This window comes from Prevotella sp. AM34-19LB, assembly GCF_003468525.1.
In the GTDB taxonomy this organism is placed as follows: Bacteria; Bacteroidota; Bacteroidia; order Bacteroidales; family Bacteroidaceae; genus Prevotella.
The window spans coordinates 22,193-44,462 of sequence record NZ_QSIG01000001.1 but is presented as its reverse complement, the minus strand read 5'-3'; the positions used below and the strand labels follow the sequence as shown (position 1 = coordinate 44,462).

The 22,270-nt window shown below is 48.3% G+C and carries 16 protein-coding genes and 4 pseudogenes; 9 read left to right on the top strand and 11 right to left on the bottom strand.

From position 1 onward, the window contains the following. Positions 1-18: 18 nt before the first annotated feature. A complete protein-coding gene (locus DW830_RS17030) occupies positions 19-675 on the bottom strand; it encodes a TonB-dependent receptor plug domain-containing protein (RefSeq protein ID WP_317125353.1) in 657 nt (218 codons plus the stop codon). A gap of 31 nt (positions 676-706) precedes the next feature. Beyond that, positions 707-1,081, bottom strand: coding sequence for a hypothetical protein (locus tag DW830_RS15630; RefSeq protein ID WP_147487167.1), 375 nt, complete (start codon positions 1,079-1,081; stop codon positions 707-709). Between the two features lie 265 nt (positions 1,082-1,346). Here DW830_RS15630 and DW830_RS00155 point away from each other — a divergent pair, with 265 nt between their 5' ends. From DW830_RS00155 to DW830_RS00135, 4 genes and pseudogenes are all read left to right on the top strand, one after another. Beyond that, complete coding sequence (locus DW830_RS00155; protein ID WP_158573399.1) at positions 1,347-2,591, top strand: carboxypeptidase-like regulatory domain-containing protein; 1,245 nt, start codon at positions 1,347-1,349, stop codon at positions 2,589-2,591. Continuing rightward, positions 2,588-3,828: pseudogene (locus tag DW830_RS00150) on the top strand (outer membrane beta-barrel family protein). The gene DW830_RS00155 and the pseudogene DW830_RS00150 overlap by 4 nt, the downstream one beginning before the upstream one ends. Before the next feature lie 16 nt (positions 3,829-3,844). Then, entirely contained in the window at positions 3,845-4,309 is a 465-nt protein-coding gene (locus tag DW830_RS00140) for a sigma-70 family RNA polymerase sigma factor (protein ID WP_410524473.1), read from the top strand. Positions 4,310-4,320: 11 nt separating this feature from the next. Beyond that, entirely contained in the window at positions 4,321-5,394 is a 1,074-nt protein-coding gene (locus tag DW830_RS00135) for a FecR family protein (RefSeq protein ID WP_119248431.1), read from the top strand. A 253-nt stretch (positions 5,395-5,647) separates the two neighbouring features. Here the strand turns inward: DW830_RS00135 and DW830_RS00130 are convergent, their stop codons facing one another. Beyond that, complete coding sequence (locus DW830_RS00130) at positions 5,648-6,211, bottom strand: Crp/Fnr family transcriptional regulator (protein WP_117664026.1); 564 nt, start codon at positions 6,209-6,211, stop codon at positions 5,648-5,650. A 160-nt stretch (positions 6,212-6,371) separates the two neighbouring features. On the opposite strand from DW830_RS00130, the gene DW830_RS00125 reads away from it, so the two are divergent. The 4 genes from DW830_RS00125 to DW830_RS16180 all read left to right on the top strand — a co-directional run bounded on the left by DW830_RS00125 (position 6,372) and on the right by DW830_RS16180 (position 9,646). Beyond that, positions 6,372-6,698: a DMT family transporter gene (locus DW830_RS00125; RefSeq protein WP_117664025.1), complete on the top strand. Its 327-nt coding sequence runs from the start codon at positions 6,372-6,374 to the stop codon at positions 6,696-6,698. A gap of 13 nt (positions 6,699-6,711) precedes the next feature. After that, positions 6,712-7,893 (top strand): MFS transporter, encoded by a 1,182-nt coding sequence (locus tag DW830_RS00120; protein ID WP_119248430.1) that lies wholly within the window; start codon positions 6,712-6,714, stop codon positions 7,891-7,893. Between the two features lie 1,064 nt (positions 7,894-8,957). Next, complete coding sequence (locus DW830_RS16185; RefSeq protein ID WP_233544310.1) at positions 8,958-9,227, top strand: tetratricopeptide repeat protein; 270 nt, start codon at positions 8,958-8,960, stop codon at positions 9,225-9,227. Then, positions 9,221-9,646, top strand: coding sequence for a tetratricopeptide repeat protein (locus DW830_RS16180; protein ID WP_233544319.1), 426 nt, complete (start codon positions 9,221-9,223; stop codon positions 9,644-9,646). The genes DW830_RS16185 and DW830_RS16180 overlap by 7 nt, the downstream gene beginning before the upstream one ends. Before the next feature lie 89 nt (positions 9,647-9,735). On the opposite strand, the gene DW830_RS00110 is transcribed toward DW830_RS16180, so the two are convergent. The 7 genes and pseudogenes from DW830_RS00110 to DW830_RS00080 all read right to left on the bottom strand — a co-directional run bounded on the left by DW830_RS00110 (position 9,736) and on the right by DW830_RS00080 (position 18,468). Next, positions 9,736-12,306: a TonB-dependent receptor gene (locus DW830_RS00110; protein WP_119248429.1), complete on the bottom strand. Its 2,571-nt coding sequence runs from the start codon at positions 12,304-12,306 to the stop codon at positions 9,736-9,738. A 21-nt stretch (positions 12,307-12,327) separates the two neighbouring features. Continuing rightward, complete coding sequence (locus DW830_RS00105; protein ID WP_119248428.1) at positions 12,328-12,978, bottom strand: DUF4974 domain-containing protein; 651 nt, start codon at positions 12,976-12,978, stop codon at positions 12,328-12,330. Between the two features lie 10 nt (positions 12,979-12,988). Beyond that, a complete protein-coding gene (locus DW830_RS00100; RefSeq protein WP_119248427.1) occupies positions 12,989-13,555 on the bottom strand; it encodes a sigma-70 family RNA polymerase sigma factor in 567 nt (188 codons plus the stop codon). A 177-nt stretch (positions 13,556-13,732) separates the two neighbouring features. After that, a pseudogene (locus DW830_RS00095) lies at positions 13,733-15,078 on the bottom strand (MATE family efflux transporter). Next, on the bottom strand, positions 15,065-15,466 hold the full coding sequence (locus DW830_RS00090; protein WP_119248426.1) for a hypothetical protein: 402 nt from the start codon (positions 15,464-15,466) through the stop codon (positions 15,065-15,067). The pseudogene DW830_RS00095 and the gene DW830_RS00090 overlap by 14 nt, the downstream one beginning before the upstream one ends. 27 nt (positions 15,467-15,493) lie before the next feature. Beyond that, the gene (locus DW830_RS00085; RefSeq protein WP_119248425.1) at positions 15,494-17,533 is read right to left on the bottom strand and encodes an AAA domain-containing protein; all 2,040 of its coding nucleotides are present in this window, start codon (positions 17,531-17,533) and stop codon (positions 15,494-15,496) included. A 65-nt stretch (positions 17,534-17,598) separates the two neighbouring features. Then, the gene (locus DW830_RS00080; RefSeq protein ID WP_119248424.1) at positions 17,599-18,468 is read right to left on the bottom strand and encodes a PfkB family carbohydrate kinase; all 870 of its coding nucleotides are present in this window, start codon (positions 18,466-18,468) and stop codon (positions 17,599-17,601) included. Positions 18,469-18,662: 194 nt separating this feature from the next. Between DW830_RS00080 and DW830_RS00075 the strand changes: the two are divergent. Continuing rightward, positions 18,663-20,323: pseudogene (locus tag DW830_RS00075) on the top strand (putative transporter). A gap of 54 nt (positions 20,324-20,377) precedes the next feature. Here the strand turns inward: DW830_RS00075 and DW830_RS00070 are convergent. Then, a pseudogene (locus tag DW830_RS00070) lies at positions 20,378-22,203 on the bottom strand (pseudouridine synthase). Positions 22,204-22,270 lie beyond the last annotated feature (67 nt).

Here is a 22,270-nt window from a genome sequence, read left to right as displayed (position 1 = left end):
TCCACTATATCGGGTATTTCAGACAAATCCGCCCTGATTGCCGGCAAAGTTGAGCGAATAATCAAAAAGTCCGTTATTGGTTTGATAACCTGTAGAGAATTTCGCTCTCATGTCGCCCTTAGCAAGGGTAGGAGCGGAATGGAAGATAAGGACGCCAGCCATCGCATCCGAGCCATACATAAGACTTGCCGGACCTTTCAGGATCTCTACGGAATGAACCGAAGCCGGGTCGATTTCTATTCCGTGTTCATCGCCCCATTGCTGTCCTTCCTGTCTTACTCCATCATTCACTACGACCACACGGTTAAATCCCAATCCACGAATCACGGGTTTGGAGATTCCGCTTCCCGTGGTAATCTGCGAAACGCCTGGCTGATGAGCGATGGCGTCGATGATGTTGGTAGAAGGCTGCATTTCGAGTTGGCGGGCAGAAACGAAAGAGATGGGTGCAGGCAACTGCTTGAGCTTCTGGCTGCCAGTCAATCCCGTAACCACCACTTCGTTCAGTTTCACGCTCGATTCCGTCAGAGGCTGGTGCTTGATGGAATCGCTGGTTTCCATACCATGAATGCTTGACTTTTCCTTGTTATTATCTGCTCCGTTTATAGCCATAGCAGGGGCTGTTGCCGACGAGCATAGGCTCATCAGCAATATTGATTTCAATATTGTTCTCATTATGTTATTAATTACCTTATTATGTTAATTTTCAATTATTTATAAAAAACTGATAATAAGGTGGAGCACGGGTAGATTTTACCCCCTTCGCCCTGCACAGGCAAGGAGAGCAGAAGGCACGGCGAGGGGAGAGATGGAGCACGGTGATGGCAACCCATACCACGAGGGATGGAGCCAGATAAGGTGTGCTTTGCAATTGGCAGAGCACACAGTCGTGCATGGTATTCTGCAGGGCTATCAGATGGCCGTCGTGATGAACATGATGGGCGCAATCTGCACAATAGAAATCTGCATGAGTTCCCTGCGCTTCACCATGATGGTGAAACGTAACGACCAGCAGCATCGGCAGGTAAACCAATAGCAGCAGCCAGGAAATTCTGATTCTCTTATGCGTTATCCGCTGCATTTAACAATATTTATTTTCTGCAATTATCTACAGTCTTCTGATTTTTCCGTTTGCAAAGTTAATCATTTCTTCCTAAAATGCTGCAATTCCCAATTATTTTTGTATTTTTGCAACAAAATTTTTAAAATAGGCGTACCCGATTCCAGGGGGATGTTGTATTATGAACAAAGTAGAATCATAAAAACAAGAAAAAATGATGAAAAGAACGACTTCCCTTATACTGTGTCTTGTCTTGAGCATTTCCCTATTTGCTCAAAGCAGAGGTATGACCTTTCTGGTGCATAACGAAACGCTTACTTCCGTGTTGAAGAAGATTGAAAAGGCGGGCGAGAAGAATATCCTCTTTGCCTATCAGGCTACCGACCAATATCGCGTTACTGCCAATATCCAGGCTAAGCGACAGAAGGAAGCCCTGGAGATGGTGCTGCAAGGAAAACCTTTCTCCTTTGTAGAGCACAATACCTATTTTGCCGTGCAATACACGGGCAAGACAACCCGGGTGGAACAGATCAAGGGCAGGGTAGTGGATGAGCACCAGAAGCCTCTGCCTTTTGCCAACGTGGTGTTGATTTCCTCCGTCAGCAAGGCTTATGTGGCAGGTTGCGTAACGGCGGAGGATGGAAGTTTCGTACTTCCTTATGCCGATAAGGATGCGATGCTGAAGGTTTCGTTTGTGGGCTATAAGTCGCAGATTCTGGCCTGCAAGCCTACCATGCACATCGGTCTGCATCCCGACACCCAGCAGCTGAAGGCGGTAACCATCAAGAGTACCCGCCCCAATGTAGTGTATAAGGACGGAGCCTTCACTACCCTGGTATCCGGTACCATCCTGGGCGAACTGGGCTCTGCCGAAGATATGATCAGCCAGTTGCCCTTCGTTTCGGGCGAAGCGGGCAGTTGGGAGATTATCGGTCGTGGAGCGCCCGAGATTTATCTCAACGGCAGGAAACTGGAGAATCTGAACGAACTCAAGCGATTGAGCGCCAAGGATATTCTGAAGGCTGAAATCGTTACCGTTCCCGGAGCGCAGTATAGTTCCAAGACCAATGCCGTAATCCGTCTGCGTGCCGTTCGCAAGCGTGGACAGGGCTTGAGCGGAAGCCTTTATTCTGAATATATGCAGGGCCGTTATTCGCCTCATGGCTATGAGGATGTGCAGTTGAACTACCGCACGGGCGGACTCGATATCTTCGGCGAAGTGGGAGCGGGATTGGATCGCTCGCACGCCACCGCCCATTCCGAAACCCAGCTCCATACCACCAGCGACTGGGAATTCAACAGCCGCAGAACCACGAATACCCTCGGTGGAGAGATTCTTATGAACGCGGGTTTCAACTATGAGATTTCCGAGAAGCAATCGCTGGGTATGCGCTATGAAACAACCAACATGATAGGCAACAACTACACCCACAGCTGGGGAGCAACCGATGTGTGGGAGGATGGTAAACTGACGGAAAGTATGGGCGTAGATCTGTTTTCTAAAAGCAAGCCCATTGGTCGCATAGCGTGAACGCCTATTATAATGGCGATTTCGGCAAATGGAACATCAATTTCAATGGCGACTTCTATAATAAGGTGAGCCAGAACACTCAGACGGCGATAAACGACGGAAAGCTGGATGCGGAATCAGAGAGCAAGGTGAGGAGTAATCTCTATGCTGCCAAGCTGGTGGTGTCGGGACCATTGTGGAAGGGTAGGCTTTCCTTCGGAACGGAAGAGATGTTTACCAACCGCCGCAACGACTTCACCCAGAGCGGCTTTTCTGCCGATGCCTTCAACCACATCCGCCAGTCTATCTATGCCGGATTCCTGCAGTATTATCTGAACATAGGGCGCATGAATTATGGAGCCGGTTTGCGATACGAATACCAGAAAACCGATTATTACGAGAAGGATGTGCTGCAGGCAGAACAGAGTCCCAGCTACAGGAATTGGATTCCCTTCCTATCCGTCGGTTACAGCAAGGATAATCTGAATCTTGCCTTCTCCTATCGTCTGAACAAGTACAGTCCTATCTACGTCATGCTTCAGAGCAGCATCGACTACGAAAGCAAGTACGAGTACAAGTCGGGCGACCCTCATCTCAAACCTCAGAAGCAGCACAGTTTCAACCTATCGGGCAATTACAAGTGGCTGTCGTTTATGGCTTACTACAACTATGTACTTGATATGTACATGACCTGGTACAAGCCTTACGATGAGGTGAATCATCCGAGTGTGCTTTTGCAGACGATGGCTTCGGTGCCTCATTCCTACCATTGTGGAGCCAATATCCGTGTGGCGCCTTCGTTTGGAATCTGGTATCCTAACCTCACGGCGAGTGTCTTCTACTATCATGATAATGTAGATCATCTCAATATCCCCGAGTTTGGCAAAAACCAGCCTCAGTTTACATTCAGCATGAACAACAATCTGAGGCTGCCCAACCGGTGTTCATGAATCTTTCGGGCAATGTCAGCACGAGGGCGGAGATGGGAAGCGGAAGGAGGAAATGTACGGGCAACATGCAGTTCCGGGTTTCCAAGAACTTCCTGAAGAATGATGCCCTCAAGGTGATGTTTGTAGTGCAAGACCTCTTGCATACAGGATATTATTATTTCGAGGCAAACGGCACGCAGTCGCATCGCACGTTAACCCGATATGCAGATAATCAGAAAATTCTTATGAATGTGAGATACACATTCAATGCAACAAGAAATAAATATAAAGGTAGTGGCGCAGGACAGAGCGAAAAACAACGACTTTAAGCAGCTATTCCTGGAAATGTATCCTCGATTGGTGCGTTATGCCGTGTCCCTTTTGGGAGACGGCAACGAGGCCCGTGACGTTGTGGGAGATGTTTTCGAGAAGGCGTGGAACCAATTCTCCTCCTTGCAGATGGAAACAAGGAGGAGCTGGCTCTATGCATCGGTGAGAAATGCCTGCCTCAACTGGCTCAAGCACCAGCAGGTGGAACAGACCAACGTGGAGGCGCTGATAGAGGCCACCCGGTATGATATGAGTACCCGGTATGAGGAACACGAGCGCCTGCTGCAACAGGCGGAGCAGATAGCGAGGGAACTGAAGGAACCCACCTGCACGATTCTCCGCCTCTGCTATTTCGAGCATCTCACCTATCAGCAGGCAGCTGACAGGCTGGGTATCAGTCCCAACACCGTGAAGAAGCATATTTCCAAGGCACTCGCCATCTTGCGCGAGCGAATGAAGTATACAAACATAGAGAATTAGGAGGAAAAATCATGAATAAGAATCAAGATCAAGAACTGGATTATAGAATGGATTCTGTATCAGAAAATGTTTCTGAGAATGCTTCTGAGAAAGTTTCAGAAAGTATTTCTGAGAATGCTTCTGAAAAAGTTTCTGATGCCCGGCTTTCCCGGATATTCGGGGAAGCCCTGGGCGATGAGCCTTCGATGGAAGAAACGCTGGCGGCTTGGGAAGCTTTCGAGAAGAAGCATATTTCTTCAGAGAAGGAACATCTACAGAAGGCAGAAGATGAATTGTCTGGGGAAAAGATAGATAAAGCCCGAATCCTGACTTGGATTACGGCATCTGTTGCAGTAGCGGCAAGCCTCTTCCTTTTTATTTTCCGTTCATCCCAGGAGATTTCTCAGCCTACGGAGTTCTCCATGGAGCTTTTCTCAGAGGTCACTTCTCCCAAGCAGGTGGAGCAGACCCTGAACAATGGCTATTGCGTGGTTTCTACCCCGGCAGCAACCACCACATTGGTAACGCTGAGCGATGGTACCAAGGTGATGCTCAATGCCAATTCTACGCTCGAATATCCTGCATCTTTCGATGATGCAGAAGTCCGGGAAGTCCGTCTGAAGGGCGAGGCTCATTTCGAAGTAACCAAGAATCCTCATCGGCCTTTCGTGGTAAAGGCGGGCGAGATGCAGACGCAGGTATTAGGTACCGTATTCGATGTGAAAGCCTATCGCAAGGATGCCCCAAAGGTAACCCTGATGCAGGGCAAGGTGAAGGTGAGCAATGCCGATACGGAGGTAGAGATGCGCCCGGGGCAGACCGCTACGCTCCAGTCGGATAAGATAGTAGTGTCTAAGGCTTCCCCTTCAGCCTCCGACTGGCTGGAAGGCGATTTCGATATGGATCAGGTTACGCTGGCAGAGGCGATGAGCGACATCGGAGCCTGGTACAACAAGACCGTAGTCTTCCAGTCTCAGGCGAATATGGGTAAGCTCATCCACTTCCGCTTCTCCCGCAGGGCAAGCCTGCAGGAAATCATCACGGCGCTGAACGAGATGGGTGTGGCAAAAGTCAGAATAGAAAAGGGCAAGATCATGGTGCTTTGAGCCATGGTCTTGCCCCTTTTCCTATTCCATCAAAATCGATTCCTGCAATCGGCTGCAAATGTAGAAAGTTTCCTTCTAAAAAGGAAAGAAATCGGCAATTATTTCCTTTTGAAAAGGAAAGTTTGTTCTTTCTTTATCCCAATCTTGTATTTTTAATTCAAGTTTCGCATTTCTGAGGGAACATTTGTAATTTTGCTCATGGCTTTGAGCTTTGAGTAATATTAAAAAACTATGGAATATCCGCCGAATTACGTCACTTTATTTGTGCCCTGATCCGGCTCAGACTTGCCTGTGTTATGCCTAAATAGGTAGCAATGTTTCCCAACGGCAACCGTTGCAACAACTCGGGTTCTTTCTCTAACAACTCTTTGTACCGTTCCGAAGCAATGGCGGACAACATGGAAATCAGCCGTTCCTCGGTGGCAAGCAATTCCATCTCCGCATAACGCCGACCCCAATTGGCAATATGCAAGTCTTCCGTAAACAATTCTTTCAGCTTTTTCTTCTTCAATACGTATAAGACAGAATCTTCCATCAGCTCCATCGTCTCATATCCCGGCTCATCGTTCACGTATCCTTTCATGGAAACAAGGGTCGCTCCTTCCTTGCCAACCCAAAAGGTGATTTCTTTCCCGTCCACCGAAGTGTAAGCGCGGACAATGCCGTTCTTGATAAAAAAGATATCCTTTTCTATCTTGCCGTTTTCCAACACGCGGAATCCTTTGGGGTACGAAACCTCACTCAGGCATTGCCGCAATCTATCCAAAGACGCATCCGGCATGGCATATCTTTGATTGATGATTTCCTTTATATCCATAACTCATTGTTGTATTTGGTGTGCAAAATTATAAAATTGCACATAAAAACGGAAATGAACGGCTGTTTTTTTGCAAATGTAAAATCAGTTTTTACCAAATGAAAAAAGCAATTAGAGATTATTTACTTACTTTTGCACCTGAATTTAATAAATCATAGTTATGAATTGGATAATCTTATTATTGGCAGGATTGTTTGAGGTGAGCCTTACATTCTGCTTGGGTAAAGCGAGAGCTGCGTCAGGACTTGTTTTTTATCTGTGGGGTAGCGGCTTCTTGGCTTCCACAGTATTGAGCATGACCCTGCTTGCCAAGGCGGTTCAGACTTTACCTTTGGGAACGGCATACGCCATTTGGACGGGTATCGGGGCGGTCGGCACGGTCTTGATAGGGATATTCGTCTTCAAGGAGCCGGCCTCTCCCATCCGTCTTTTCTTTCTGTTCACGCTTATTGCTTCCCTGATTGGATTGAAAATCGTGTCATATTGAAAGGAGGCAGAAGATGAAGTATGAATTGAGGGAGAACCAAGGCATTTCGGCGCCTCTGCTGGCGCTGATGGCAGTCGCTACCGGGCTTTCCGTTGCCAACTGCTATTATAACCAGCCTCTGTTGGGCAGCATGGCTAAGGATTTCGCGGTAAGCGATTTTTCTGCCAGCATGGTGGCGACATTGACCCAGATAGGCTATGTGGCAGGGCTTGTATTGGTCATTCCGCTTGGCGACCTGGTTTCACGAAAGAGACTGATATTGACCAATTACATCGTTTCTTCGTGCGCCTTGCTTGCCATAGCACTCGCCCCGAACATCTACTGGGTGTGGGGCGCATCCTTGCTTGCCGGGGCATCTTCGGTCATGCCGCAGTTCTTCATTCCGTTGGTGTCGTATAATTCAGCTCCGGACCACAAGGTGCGCAACGTGGGGATTATACAGTCCTGTTTGCTCATAGGCATTCTTGGGTCACGGGTATTCAGTGGTTTTCTCGCCGATATATGGGGATGGCGTTCTGTCTATTTTGTGGCTTGCGTGTTTATGCTTGGGTGTTTTCTGATGATTCACAAAATGCTGCCCGTGTTGCCTGCCCGTTCACGAGAAAGTTATGCAGGGCTGTGGAAATCCTTGTTGCGCCTACTTTCCAAATACCCGTACTTGCGTATCGCGTCGTTGAGGGCGGCATTGGCTTATGGCTCGTTCTTTGCCTTGTGGAGTTGCCTTGCTTTCCGAATGAAGCAAGAGCCTTTCTTTGCAAGCGACGATATTATCGGAGCACTCGGTTTGTGCGGATTGGCAGGTGCATCCACGGTGGTTTTCATCAGCGGATATATCCAAAAGTATGGCGCAAGATTCTTCTCTATTGTCGGAGGATGCGTCATCCTGTTTGCATGGTTGTTGGCATTTTGGGGAAATGACAGTTACTTGTGGATGATAATCGCCATCCTCTTGATTGATGCCGGAATGCAAAGCGTCCATCTGTCAAATCAGACCAGTGTGGTCGCTCTTGACGCATCCGCCATCAACCGGGTCAATACCGTTTATATGACCATTTACTTCTTGGGAGGTTCTACCGGTACATTTGTTTCAGGTCTATTCTGGCAACATTATGGATGGACGGGTGTAGTAGGGGTAGGAGTTGCCTTTACCGCAGCTTCCTTGCTTGTTAATTGCTTCAACTCAAAAACGGCATAAGGGTGGATGCCAAATATTCTTTCAGCTTGAATATAGTAATGCAGACTATATGGTGCCAAAAGATGGTTTTATCATCCGTCCAATCAAGAAGATGGATAATGCTTAAATGCAAATGCAGAAATCTCGAACTATGCTGCTACGCATAACATCACGGATTGGGTTGTGGAGTGAGAAATGCCTTCTAGAGAAGAGGGGATTTTCTCGGGGCTGCGTTCCGGTTGTTCCAATTGTTCCAATTAATTTTGAGTGGGTTTATATCTTTTGCTTGTCCTTTTTCTTTGCTTCTTTATATTATATAACTTATTAATTATTTATATATATAATATATATAAATATATATAAAATAGGGGTAGGTGGGATATGCTAAAAAAATAATTGGAACAACTGGAACTGGAACGCTTCCTCTTTTTCTAGAAGGCTTATTATCAGATAGTTAATACAAAAAAGTGGCATTCATAATTGAAGCAGTCTCAGTGTCTCAGTGTCTCAGTTAAAAAATAAGGGGGTATCATTTTCCCCTTTTTCTCTTTCTTTTCCTTTATCCCTTTTGTAACTTGATGATTATTAAACAATTATATATAAATATATAATATATATAAGAATAAAAGAAGAAGAGGGGGTACTTGAAAAACAACTGAGACAACTGAGACTGAGATTTTTGATGCCTTTAACTGAAATTAAAAACAATCCTAACTCCCTATCAAGCAGATGTTTATGTGGATGGTATTCGTGCGTCTAAGTTTGTCACCATCTTCTCGTAATCAGAAAAAAGAAAATATTTCTTCCAAAAAAGGGGCGTTTTTCGGGATTTTATTCGTATTTTTGCCCTGTCGTTTGATACGATTTCAACAATAAACAATTCAAAACCTAAAAAATCAATTGGATATGAACATATTGAAAAAGCTATTTGGTGGGCAAAAAACTACTGAAGAAGTGAGAGAAACGAAGGAAAAAGACTTCGACATGGTGAAATATGATGGTGTGCGTGCTCTCAGAATGCACCAATTCGACCTTGCTGCCAAGTTTCTGGAACAAGCTCTGCAGCTGAATGCAGATGATTTGGAATGCCGCGACTATCTTTCGCAGCTTATATCTCGATGGGCAACTTGCAGCAGGCTTACGCCCAGTTGCAGAAAATCTCGGAGGCACAGTCTGATAACATTGCAGTATTGCTGCGCATGGCAGATGTGGCGTATATGATGGAGGATTATATCGCCATGACGGATGTGTGCGACAAGGCTCTGCAGCTGGATGCTGAGAATGTAGAGACGTATTTCTTCTATGCCAGAGCCTGCAGAGGCTGGGTGATGCAACCCGTGCCGTGTCGATGCTGACTGAGGCGATAGGCAAGCGTGATGATTTCTATGCCGCCCGATTGCTTCGTGGCAGCATCCTGTTGGATCAGGCTCAGCTTTCCGAGGCAGAACTCGATGCAACTTTCCTCTATGAGCATATTCCGGGCAACGAGGATGTGCTGTTACTGAAGGCTCGTGTAGAGAAGGCGCAGGGAAAGATGGAGGAGGCTGAACAGACCTACGGTAAGGTGATGGATGTAAATCCTTTCTCTATTGATGCGTATCGTGAGCGCAGCGAGGTTCGCAGAAGTCTGGGTGATAGTGCCGGTGCTGCCGAGGATGAGGCTGCTGCCAAGGAAATGGGTGCCGAAATTCCGGAACCATCAGAGGGAATAGAGCAGAAAATCAAGGAAAAAATGCAGCAGATGGACCCCTACAAGGTTTTCCATAACGAATAAAAACTGAATAATAGAATTTCATCTTTCTAACTGGAAAAAAATATTTTCCCAGTTAGAAAGATTATTTTTTATAACTACAAGTCGTCGTTTTATCTGATACCATTATCTCTATCGCTATTGTTCAGCTTACGGCTGCCTGTATGGTATTTGCGGCCATGACTGAAGTTGAAGCTGGCAGCAAAGACAAGCATGTTGCCCTGGTCAGCAAGGCGTACCTTGTTCTTCTGCTGCACATACTTGTTGAAAAGTTCATCCTTATACACGCAGCCATGAGGATAGAATACGAATAATCCGAGAACGCCAAACTGCCAGTTCTTATAACTGTAGGTTACGGCAAGATTGGAGGTTGGCTCTCCGCCGTTTGTCTTTTCTCCCCAAAAACTCTTTTCCACCTTATAGGCACCATAGCCAATGTTCCAATTGCCCGTCATGTACCGAATTTCTGCTCCATAACTGAAGTAATTGAACTCGTGGGAATAATCCAAACCCTTTGTCTTGACATTCTGATACTCGCACATAAGGTTCAAATCCAGATGATCCTTGATGAGGTGAACTTCAGGAGTCAACAGCAGGTGCTTGTAATTATGACTCTTCTGATTCTTAGGTTTGCTCACAAAGAGATAAGAGCCATCCTCCCGCTTTTCGGGCAAGATAGAAGTAGCTATAGGCTTGTCGTAATACGTCCAGTTTCCCTCCAGGTACACAGACATCAGCGGAATGTTCCAGGAAGCCGACAAGGTATTGTTGTAGCCGGTAAATGGCTTCAGACCGCTATTGCCGTCACGCGCCTCAAAGCTGTTGGAATATTGGCGCAACTCGCTCAAGTCGGAAAGGCTTGGGATGTCTGACGTGATTTTGCTGCTCCATTTAAAACTCAGACGGTCGCTAGCCTTTGCCTGTAAAGTTACCTGTGGTCGAAACAGCCATTTGCTGTATCCGTTCTCCCCCTGATGGATGGAAGACCTGGTTGCGCCAACTCCCACCTGATAACTGAACCACTTCTGTTGTCCCTGTAGCTGGGTGAAAAGATAGAGATTGCTGTACTTCAATTCCGTATCAGCATTACTGCTTCCCACATAGATGTTATCTGTGTGGCTGATATTATATTGTCCACCTACCGATAAAGCCATCTGTTTCCAGTTCTTGCTGTATGTTCCTTCACCAATAAGAGATCGCTTTCTACCAGTTGCATCATAACTGTAATCGGTCAGCGGAGCGTTCTTTACAGATTCATCCGGCGATTTGTTGAACGTATATTCCCTCATACGATACTGGTAATCTGTGCCGATGTAAGTACCCACCAGGTTCAGAGCCAGGTTCTGGTCATGGGGCATGTTGAGCGAATAATAAATGTCCAGAGATGGAATCTGCTCCAGCATTTTTCTGTTGTTTTGCAGATATTGATTTGCCTTGCCGCTTTCTTGATAAAGCTGGTTCATGCCTCTCACAGGACTGTTGTGATTGTAGAAATTCAACCGTACATTCAATGTATATTTGTCTGGCTCACTAAGATTATAACCCAACTGTACATTATTGGTGGTGTATAGGAACGGAGAATCATAACCTAAATAATTGCGATGTAGAGTTTCTCCTGTGGGCAGATGATAAGTACCGAGACTCTCATAGCTTCGTTCCTCTACCGAGCGATAGGAGAAACTGTAGTTGATGCTGAATTCCGATTTCTTCACATTGTATTTGAAATAACCGTCGCTATTATTGAAACCTGCCTTGGTGCCTTGCATCGTAGAAACTCCACCCACATAACCGGCATAACGTCGGCGGACCTGGTAGTTGATGACTGCATCCAGATTGCTGTCTCCATATTTGAGTCCTGGAACATTGATGAATTCCACCTTTGTAACTTCATCCGGCTGCAAAGCCAATACATCTTGCATGCTAGCCTTGACATCGTTGATGCGTATTTGCACATCTCCGCCCTTTAATGACTGAACTTTGCGTTCTGCTCGATTTACGATAATGGTAGGCAAAGACAAGTTGTCCAACAGATCATAACCATTGGAAGCCGTTTTCACCTGCTCTTTTGTAGGGAAGATGATTTGTCTATCTACTTTTTCTACAACCCTTGCGGCTTCAACGGTCACCCCTTTCAACAGGTATGAATTCGCCTGCATCCTCACATTTCCGATGCGGGCAATAGGTACCAGCTTACAAATCGTCTTGTAGCCTACGAACGAAACCTTCATGAGGGCCTGTTTCTGCTGGCAGGGGATGACGAAATCGCCGTTAGCGTTGCTCACGCCTCCACAGAGAAAGGAGGAATCCTTCGGGTTGAGCAGCTGGATATTGGCGAATTCTACAGGAAGATTGTGATTGTCTATCAGTCTGCCTATCAGCTTGCGCTCGCTCTTGCGCATGCACTCCACGGTGATGAGGCTGTCACCTACGGTCATCTGCATCGGATAGAAACCGATTACCTTGCGGATGGCATCGGGAATATTGGCTGTCTTCACGTTCTGGGTAACTGTGAAATCCTCCAGTTCGTTGTAGATGAAGCTGATTTTATAGCGCTTGGAAGCCTTGTCGAGGTCGATGAGGACGTCCGACATGCTGCGGTCGTGATAGTTGCGCTGGATGTGCTGTGCGCTCATCGCCAGGGCGAACGTGTACAGCAGGAATATGATGGCTGAAAATCTTCTCATAATGATGTTGCTTTTTATTTGTTATTTTACAATCAGCTCGTTTTGTTGCAATTCAATGTTTACATTCTCGAATTGGTTCAGTTCTTTTACGATGTTCTCGATGCTCGAATGACTGTTCCATTCGTAATAGAGGCGGAGGGTCTTGTCCTCGTTATTCTCAAACTTTACTTGTAAATCATAATAAGAAGCAATTTCAGAAAGCATCTTCTCGAAAGCCACATTCTCGAAAGTCTTGTGAATGGCCGGCTTTTCTGGTTTCGGATGAGTCAGGGAATCCTTTGCTGCTACCTGCTTTGCGGAATCTGATTTTATGGCTTCCGGATGAGTATCAGCCGTTACCTGGGTTGGTTCCTGGCAGCGCTTGATGTAAGTATGGATTGCGGCAAAGGCAATACCCGAAATCAAGACAAAGCCGGCGATGGATGCTGCCAGTTTACGCCAGGAAGTTATAGGATGAGTTGCTTTTTCCTGAAGTTGATGCTCCTGGCTGAATTTCTCCCATTCCTCATCTACATTAATAATAGGAGAGGGGCTTTCAAGTGCAGAATCCACTTCCACCATCGTCTGATAGAGTTTTCGGCATTCCTCATCCTGCAATATTTCACGAATCTCCTCATCAGAATACTTCTCCTGATGGTCGATGATATCCAGTATTTTTTCAAACTTGTCCATAATAAATCTGCTAAGGGTTAAACTTTTGCTTTAATTTTCTGATGCCTTGCGCCAGATGCTTATAAACTGCCACTTCGCTGATGCCCAATTCCGTAGCAATCTCCCGATATTTCAGTTTCTGCCGAAAGCGGAGATCGAGTACCTTGCGGGTTTGTGGCGTGAGTTCAGCATCCATATAAGTCTGAATTGCCTCGTACTTTTCTGTCTCCCTGTCTATTTCGGCAATCGTCGCTTCCAGGGGAGCTATCGAAGGCGAAGTATCGGCTTTCAGGAGGTGATGAACCCGGTCTTTCATCTTCTGTCGGCTCAACAGGTTGAGGCATTTATGGCGCACACACACCAGAAGATAGCTCCCGGCGTTGGCGGAAGGCAGGGGCGGTTCGCTGGCTATTGTCTTGTCGTTAGCCGTCTCGTTATCAAGTCCCAGTTGGGTCTTTCCGTTGAGCACATCGGCAAAGACTTCGCTCACCACATCCTTGCTGGCTGCATCATCCTTCAGAAGTACCCTGGCCAATTGGTACATCCTCAGATAATGCTGCCGGAAGAGCAGTTCTATCGTTTTTTTGTTTATTTGCATTACTTTATTTCTTTTCTTTTGCCTATATTACAATCGAATTTTCATTTTCCTAACCCTTAGCAGAATATTTTTTAATGCAAATTTTTAAATAAATGAGAGCTTGGTTGTGCGGATTGCAAATCCGCAAGAAGTAGGTCGAACCTTTTTTGACTCCGGATTGCAAATCCGGAGGAACGCCTAGCGGACTTGCTCCTTCTTCAGATGCTTATAAAGCCACAGGAAGGCGGGAATGAGGAAGAGATCTGCCATGACCCACGCCACAGGGTCGCCGAAGCAGACTCCCGTCCACGCCAGGCAGGTACCAGCCAGAGACTCACGCCGCATCTCGCTATCATTTCCATTACGCCACTCAGCATCGAGAGGTTGCTGTAACCCAATCCCTGAATGCTGTAGCGCAGGATGGTGAGCAAGCCTAGACAAGGATAGAAATAGTTGGCTATGCGCATAAACTGTGCTGCATAAGTTACCACCTCAGCCTCGCCCTTATCCACGAAGAGCATCATCATCTCGTCGGCAAACGGATAGATGAGCAGGAAGGTGAAGACGAAATAAACCAGCATCATCCTGATGGAAGCCCTTACGCCCTGACCGATTCTATCCAACTTTCTGGCTCCCAGGTTCTGACCGCAATAGGTAGCCATTGCCACTCCGATGTTCTCGAAAACGCAGGTAAAGAGATATTTGATGCGCATAGAGGCAGTAAATGCAGCCACATAAACCGTTCCCAGAGCGTTGTTGGCACTCTGCAGCATGATGAGACCAATGGCAGTAATCGAGAACTGCAGACCCATCGGAACGCCGTTGTTCAGCAGAATGCTTACCTTCTTGTTGTCGAATTTCCTTTCCTCACCCTTCGGAATCAGAATCTGCATTTTCTTTTTGATAAACCAGATACTGAGCAGCACGGAGATTCCCTGAGAAAGCCAGGTGGCAATACCTGCTCCCTCTACGCCCAGTCCCATGCCGAGAATCAGAATGCCATCGAGAATGATGTTGATGACCGAGGCGGTAATGAGGAAATAGAAAGGCTGCTTCGAGTTGCCCATGGCACGGATCTGACCGGAGAGCAGATTGTAGCCGATGGTGAAAGGAATCGCCGCAAACTGCAGCATCAGGAAGATGTAGGCGTCATCGAACACCTCCTTCGGCGTATTCACCAGATGCAGAATCTTTCCGCAGAAGATGCAGGAAAGAAAGGTGATGACCACAGCAAACACCACGGCGATACGGATGCTGTTGCTCACGTAAGCCCGCATCTTGGCGTAATCCCTGGCACCGAAAGCCTGGGCGATAGGGATGGCAAAACCGGCACAGGAGCCGTTGCAGAAGCCCATGATGAGAAACATAATGGAGCTGGATGCGCCAACAGCCGCAAGAGCTCCTACGCCAATCCATCTTCCCACGATGGCAGCATCGATGATGAGATACATCTGCTGAAGGATGTAACCCAAGATAAGTGGAATCGCAAATTTGATGATGGCTCGCATGGGCGAACCTACCGTCATATCATTAGTAGAGCGCATCTCCTATCTTCTGTTTGATTTGTGCCATTTTGTTGCGGCGCTCAATGGAGAACGTATCTCCGTGGGCTTCCACATAATCGAAGAGCATGAACGCCTTGTTCAGCAGTTCATCTCTTGCGGGCTGTCCCACGGTATCCGCCTCGTGGTAGTAGAGTTCGGCAAGCATGTCCATCTTGGAGAGTCGTTTCTCCTCGTCGTCGATTCCTGCCATCGCCTTCATCACATCCTCGATGGTGGCGATGCTGTAGAAGGCGTAGGGACCCACGTATTGATTGTAGAGCTCCTTAATCTTCTCATGTCTCACCTCCACCTCTTTCTTTTCGAGCATTCTTTCGAGTGCCGCCATAAACTCGCGAATCAGTCGCTGTATGTAGTCTCGTTGTAGCATAAAATAGTCTTTATTTTATTCGTTATTTTATTCGTTGTTGTTGATTGCCTCCACATACTCCCACAGTTTCTTGTAGAAAGGATGCTTCGTCATCGTGTCCTTGTTGCCCAGGATGATGAGCTTCATGCGGGCTCTCGTCATCGCCACGTTCATGCGGCGGAGGTCTTTCAGGAAACCGATCTGACCTTCATCGTTGGAACGCACCAGCGAGATGAGGATCACGTCTCTTTCCTGACCCTGGAAACCATCCACCGTGTTTACGCTGATGAGGCGGCGGTAAGGCTTGAAGAACTCATACTTCTTGATGAGCTTCTTCAGATACTGCACCTGGGCACGATAAGGCGAAATGATGCCTACGTCGATGCTCTCGCTCAATACCCGCTGCTTGCCTATCTTGGTGAAGTATTCTGCCAGGGTAAGCAGCGTAAGCTCGGCTTCCGCCTTGTTGATACGCCCGAAACTCTCGCCCACAAACTGCTCCTTGAAGTTCAAATCAGAATTCTGATTGGCTGCAGATGCAGAAGATGATGCAGATGCAGAAGATGATGCAGATACAGAAGATGATGCGGAAGCAGAATCCTCAGGAGCATCTTCTCCTTCTATCGTTATCTGATTCTCCTCGTTTGAAGTATCAATCCACGTTATCGGATGGTCGTAATCCAATACGCTGCGGTATTTGATCTGAGGCGCACTCTCCACCTTGCCCCCATAGAACCAGTCGCTGGAGAATCGCATAATTTCATCGTTCATGCGGTATTGGATTTTCAGCAGGGTTACTACTTCCGGCTTGTTTTCGGCAATGCGCTCCATCAGGGTCTTGCCAAGTCCGGCTCTTAAGGCTGCAATACTCTTCACGGTAGGCGGCAGCTGACAATGGTCGCCCGCCAGAATCACCCGGCTGGCTCTCTTCATTGGAATCCAGCAGGCGGCTTCCAATGCCTGCGCTGCCTCGTCGATAAACAGGGTGCCGAACTTCATTCCCTCCAGCAACCGGTGGGCAGAACCCACCAGGGTGCAGGCGATGACACGCGCCTCGCCAAAGAGTTCGCTGTTGATGCGGATTTCTATTTCGGTGGCACGACTCTTCAGCCTATCCATCTTCTGATGATAGTTCTCGCTGCCTTTCTTCTTGTTTTTTCTTAATTCTCTGATTGCCTTGCGGATAGCCCAGAGTTGCGGATAGTCGGGATGACTCTCAAAACGGCGCTCGTAGGTGAAGCCCAGCATCTTGTCGTTCACACGGGTAGGGTTTCCGATACGGAGCACGTTAACACCTCTATCCACCAGTTTTTCGGAAATCCAGTCCACCGCCATATTGCTCTGTGCACACACCAGTACCTGACTCTCTCGCATCAGGGTTTCGTTGATGGCTTCCACCAGGGTCGTGGTCTTTCCGGTTCCCGGAGGTCCGTGAACGATTGCCACATCCTTCGCCCAGAGTACCTCATTCACAGCCCTTTCCTGGGTAGGATTGAGCCAAGGGAACTTCATCGGTTCGAAGGAGAATTTGCCTGCCTTCTGATGCGAATAGAATAAATCGCGGAGATAAGCCAGGCGGTTGTTCTTTGCCTTCATCACGCGGTCCAGAGCTTCAAACATCAGTTTGTAGCTGGTTTCATCAAAGGATAGCTGCACGCCGATAGGCTCCGTAGATTGCTGCAAGTCGAGCAATGGGGCAGAGTCGGGCACGGTAATCACCATTCTGTCGCCATCCACATAGCTCACGGTTCCCGTAAAAGAAAAATATTTGATACTTTGAACTTTTCTGCCCTGGTTCTCATTTTTCCCCATCTTCTTGACCATAAAGAACATGACGGGGCGACCGAACTCAAAATTGTGCTCGATATCCTGGTCAGAGGTACGGAAGACCTCAATGGCTGTTTGGTTCAGCGAATTATAAAAGCTTTTTCCCACACGGAGCGGGAACCAGGCATCACCTCGTTTCACCTTGCGCTGCATTCCCATCTGTTCGGTGAGCTTGCGGAAGGCTTCCTTCTCGGTGTAATACTCCAGCTGGAGCAGGGTGCGTTGTTGCAATAATGCCTGAATTGGTGAAATCTGTTCCATATAGGATGCAAAGTTACACCAATTCAGGCAAAAATAAGAAGATAATAGGATAAATTATCTAAAATTTATTTCATGATGCGTTCTACGTCCTGGATGGTGCGGTTGAACGGACCATTGTGCTCCAGTTTGATGGTGCACATGGCAGCCGCAAACTTACCAGCCTCGGTAGGAGTGGCACCCTGCAGACGCTTGTAGAGATAACCGGCAGAATAGGTGTCGCCGCATCCGGTAGCATCCACCACCTCGTGAGGCGGATAGGCAGGAATCTCATAGAAGGTATCATCCACATAGACGAGCGAACCCTCGCTGCCCAGCGTGATGATTACCTCGGTAACACCCCACGAATGTATCAGCTTTGCAGCCTCGCGTGGCTCCTTCAGCCCCGTGATGGTCTCCATCTCCGTCTCGTTCACCTTCAGATAGTAAGTGTGCTTCAGCACTTCCAGCTTATCCTTCCAGTCTATCGGATACACCTTCTCGTCTCTCACCTCGCGCAGATAGCCCTGCACGTCGATGGAAACCCTTCCGCTGCGCGAGAGGAATTCTACTACCTCCGGCGAGAAATCATCGCTCAGCAGACTTCCCAGGTGATAGACCTTCGCCTCCACGTGCTCCAGCTGTCTGATGGTGAATGGATCAGCCTTGGCAAGCACACGCTGCTTGCGCTCGTTCTGGTTTTCTCCGTAGATATTCTCGAAGAAGACGGTATTGCGCGATGGATTGAGGGTAACTTCTATGCCCGCCTGGCGCATCTTTTCTACAGGCTCTGTTTCTGTTGGATCCATTGCTGTAATGAGCGAAAAGCTCACATCCTTAGGTAGTTGGTTGATGGCGTAGGCGAAGTAGAACGATGTTCCGCCAGCCATGTAAACAGTTCTGTTTGGGGTAACTATCTTATCTTTGGTTACGTGCCCTATACAACAAATATCTTTCATCTATTTCTATTTTAAACGGGTGCAAAGGTACAAAAAACTTCGAGTTAGATTTGGTTTTTTACCTTAAATTCAACTTTTGTTGCAAATATTTAGAAGAAAAGGGCGTTTTTCTTTTGTGATGTTCTTTATTTAATGTACCTTTGCAGCAGAATTTAGTAAACTGAACATTATCTCGAGAAAAGATTGAAACTTATATTATGTGGTTTGATAATTTAGTCAACGTGCATTCGGCGGTGCAAGGCATCGTCATTCTTTCATTGATTTGTACCCTAGGTCTTGCCCTGGGCAAGATTCATGTCAAGGGAATCTCCCTCGGCATAGCCTCGTATTCTTTGTGGGCATCGTGGCGGGCCATCTCGGGCTCTCCATCGACGAGAACATGCTGGAGTTTGCCGAGAGTTTCGGACTCACCATGTTCGTGTATGTGCTGGGTCTCTATGTGGGTCCCAACTTCTTCGGTTCGATGCGCCACGAAGGCATCTCGCTCAATCTCTGGAGCCTGGCAGTCATCGCCGTGGGCACCGTATTCTCGCTTGCCCTGTGCCTGGTGCTGCCCGTGAGCCTGCCCGATATGGTGGGAATTCTCTGCGGTGCCACCACCAATACTCCGGCTCTGGGTGCTGCCCAGCAGGCGCTGCAGCAGTTGGGATTGCCTAGCGGCGGAGCTGCCCTGGGCTGTGCGGTAACCTATCCTCTGGGCGTTGTGGGCGTCATCCTGGCGATGATGTTCCTGCGCAAGCTCTTCGTAAAGCCTGAGGACCTGGAAATCCGACGTGCCGATGAGGATGACCATACATCCATCGGACAGTACGTCATCGTAAACCCGGCTCTCAACGGCAGTACCATCGCCGAAATCTCGATGATGACCCATCGCAAGTTCATCATCTCCCGTGTATGGCGAGGCGAGCAGGTCATCATTCCGGAGGCTGATACCGTGCTCCATACCAACGATAATGTGCTCGTGGTTACCAATAAGGATGAGGCAGCTGCCATGCAGATACTCTTCGGAAAGAAGGTGGATAAGGAGTGGAATAATGATAAGGTGGACTGGAACGCCATCGATGCCAAACTGGAGAGCAGAATCATCGTGATGACCCGTCCGGGACTCAACGGCAAGCGACTGGGAAGCCTGCAGATGCGCAATACCTATGGCGTGAATGTGAGCCGAGTGCTGCGTGGTGATATCCGACTGCTGGCTACCGACGACCTCCGTCTGCAGTATGGCGACCGCCTGACGGTGGTGGGCGACCCTACGAGCATCGACCATGTGGAGCAGTTCCTGGGCAATGCCGTGAAGACGCTCAACGAGCCTAACCTGGGCGCCATCTTCCTGGGTATCATCCTGGGACTCGCCGTGGGAACCATTCCGCTGAATATTCCGGGAATGACGGCTCCCGTACGTCTGGGTATTGCCGGTGGTCCTATCGTAATGGGTATTCTGATAGGTGCGCTGGGCCCTAGAGTGCAGTTCATCTCTTATATGACGCGTAGTGCGGGACTGATGCTCCGCGAGCTGGGTCTTGCCCTGTATCTGGGCTGTCTGGGTCTGTCGGCTGGTGGACAGTTCTTCGAGACGGTGGTTCGTCCCGAGGGTTTGATGTGGGTAGGCATCGGTTTCCTCATCACGGTGGTTCCGGTTATCATAGTGGGCTTCATCATCCTGAAGACCAAGAAGTACGATTTCGGCAGCATCTGCGGCATTCTCTGCGGTAGTATGGCGAATCCGATGGCGCTTACCTACGCCAACGAGACCCTGGATGGCGATACACCTAGCATCAGCTATGCTACGGTTTATCCGCTCGGCATGTTTATCCGAGTCATCATCGCCCAGGTCATCATCATGTTCTTCGTCTGAAGGGCTTAACTTGAAAAACTTGAATAAAAATAGACAGAAAAAGGCTGATTCCGTTTAGAAATCAGCCTTTCTCTTTATCGTTATTTTCTTACCCGTCAGGGGATGCTCGAAGGTAATCTCCTCGGCATGTAGATGCAGTCGGGCAGCCTTCTCGTTGCCGTAGAGCGGATCACCCAGGATGGGAGCATTCAAACCCTCCTGATGGGCACAATGCACACGCAGCTGGTGGGTTCTGCCCGTCTTGGGATAGAGGGCGATGCGGAGATGTGAGCCGTCGATGCGCTCCAGAATTTCATACTCCGTAATGGCCTCCTTGCCCTGCTCGTGATTCACTATCTGGCGAGGGCGGTTCAGATAATCGGGCAGCAGCGGAAGGGAGATGATTCCCTTTTCCGGAATGTCTTTTCCCGAAATGTCCTTTTCCGAAATGTCTTTTCCTGAAATCTCCTTTCCCAGAATGTCTTTTTCCGAAATGATGGCGATGTATTTCTTCTGCACCCGATGGTTCAGAAACTCCTTCTGTAGGCGATGATAGGCAAATTCGGTCTTGGCGATGATCATCAGTCCGCTGGTCGCCATGTCCAGCCGGTGAACGATGAGCGGACCGGTAGCCTCGGGATATTTCCTTCGCATCAGCGCATAGACCGATGGCTGGGCAGCGTCCTTTCCCGGTACAGAGAGCAGTCCTGCAGGTTTGTGGATCACGGTCAGCTCGCAGTCTTCGTAGAGCGTTTCCACCTGCTTATAGAGCATCTCTACCTGCTTAGGGAATGGTCCCTTCTGTCCGCCGATGCCGTTTTCTGCCGATGCAGGGCTTTCGAATACCGATGATGGCAGCATCCAATGCAGTATCGGCTTGCACTTGCCGTTGCAGGCAGGATAGAACTGCAGGTGGTGACGGATTTCCTCCTTCGGGCTTTCTCCCCACCAGAACATAGCCATCTGCAGCGGTTTGTAACCATGCTGGTAGGCATATTGCAGCAGTTTCGGTTCGCAGCACTCGCCGCTCCCGGCTGGCGGCACCATCTTCAGGGCTGCAATCCTGCTCGTAGCTATCGCCGCCTGCGGATACTCCTTCAGGGCTTCATCTCTGAAAATCTCCAGCAGATCCTTGCTTTCTCCCTCCTGATTCAGCATTCTGAACTGCGAGAAAAGCCATTGCTGCAGGGCATCAGAGAGTTGCTTGCGCAGTTGTTTCAGCCTCAGTATATTCTCCTGATAATCCTCAAATTCCGTTTCCAGGGCTGTCTTTTCCGAGAGCGATTTCTTCAGTCGGCGCAGTTCAGCCTTCATAAACTGGCTTTCCCTGATCATCTCCGCCTCTTCCGCTTCTGATAGGTTCCTGCCTCTCTGCGGCTGTCACGCTTTGCCTTCGCTTCCTTCATCTTCTCCTGATAGGCGGCGATGGTACGCTTCCGCTCCTCCTGAAGTTGCCGGATCAGGGTTCTGGCTTCCTTCATCCTTTCATCCTTCTCCAGGTGGCTGATGCTCTGGTTGATACGGGAAATCTCTGCCTCGTGGGTTTTGAAGTAGCCGTCGGGCTGCAGATAGTCGAATACGGCAGGCACGAAGTCCTCCCAGTCGCTTCTTCCGCCAATCTGTCCGCTGTAGGCTGCCAGGTATCCCCATTTCGGAGCCTCGCTATCGGCAGCTGGGTATCCCCATTTCGGGACATCGGTATCTGTTTTTACATTTTCTACGATGAGCACACCAAACATTTTGCCGCGTGCAATCTCTTCCTGCCAGTCTTCTCGTCTGGCAAGCATCTCCTGCACTTCCCTGCACGCCTGGATGCAGAGCGGATGCGGTTCGTAATCCAAAGGATTGTTCATCCTTGCAGGAACATTTTCTGAAGTATGATGGAATGGATGGAAAATCATGCTGCAAAGTTACAAAAAAAATGCAGAAGTCTTGGTTTATCCACAGAAAAATCTTACTTTTGCACCA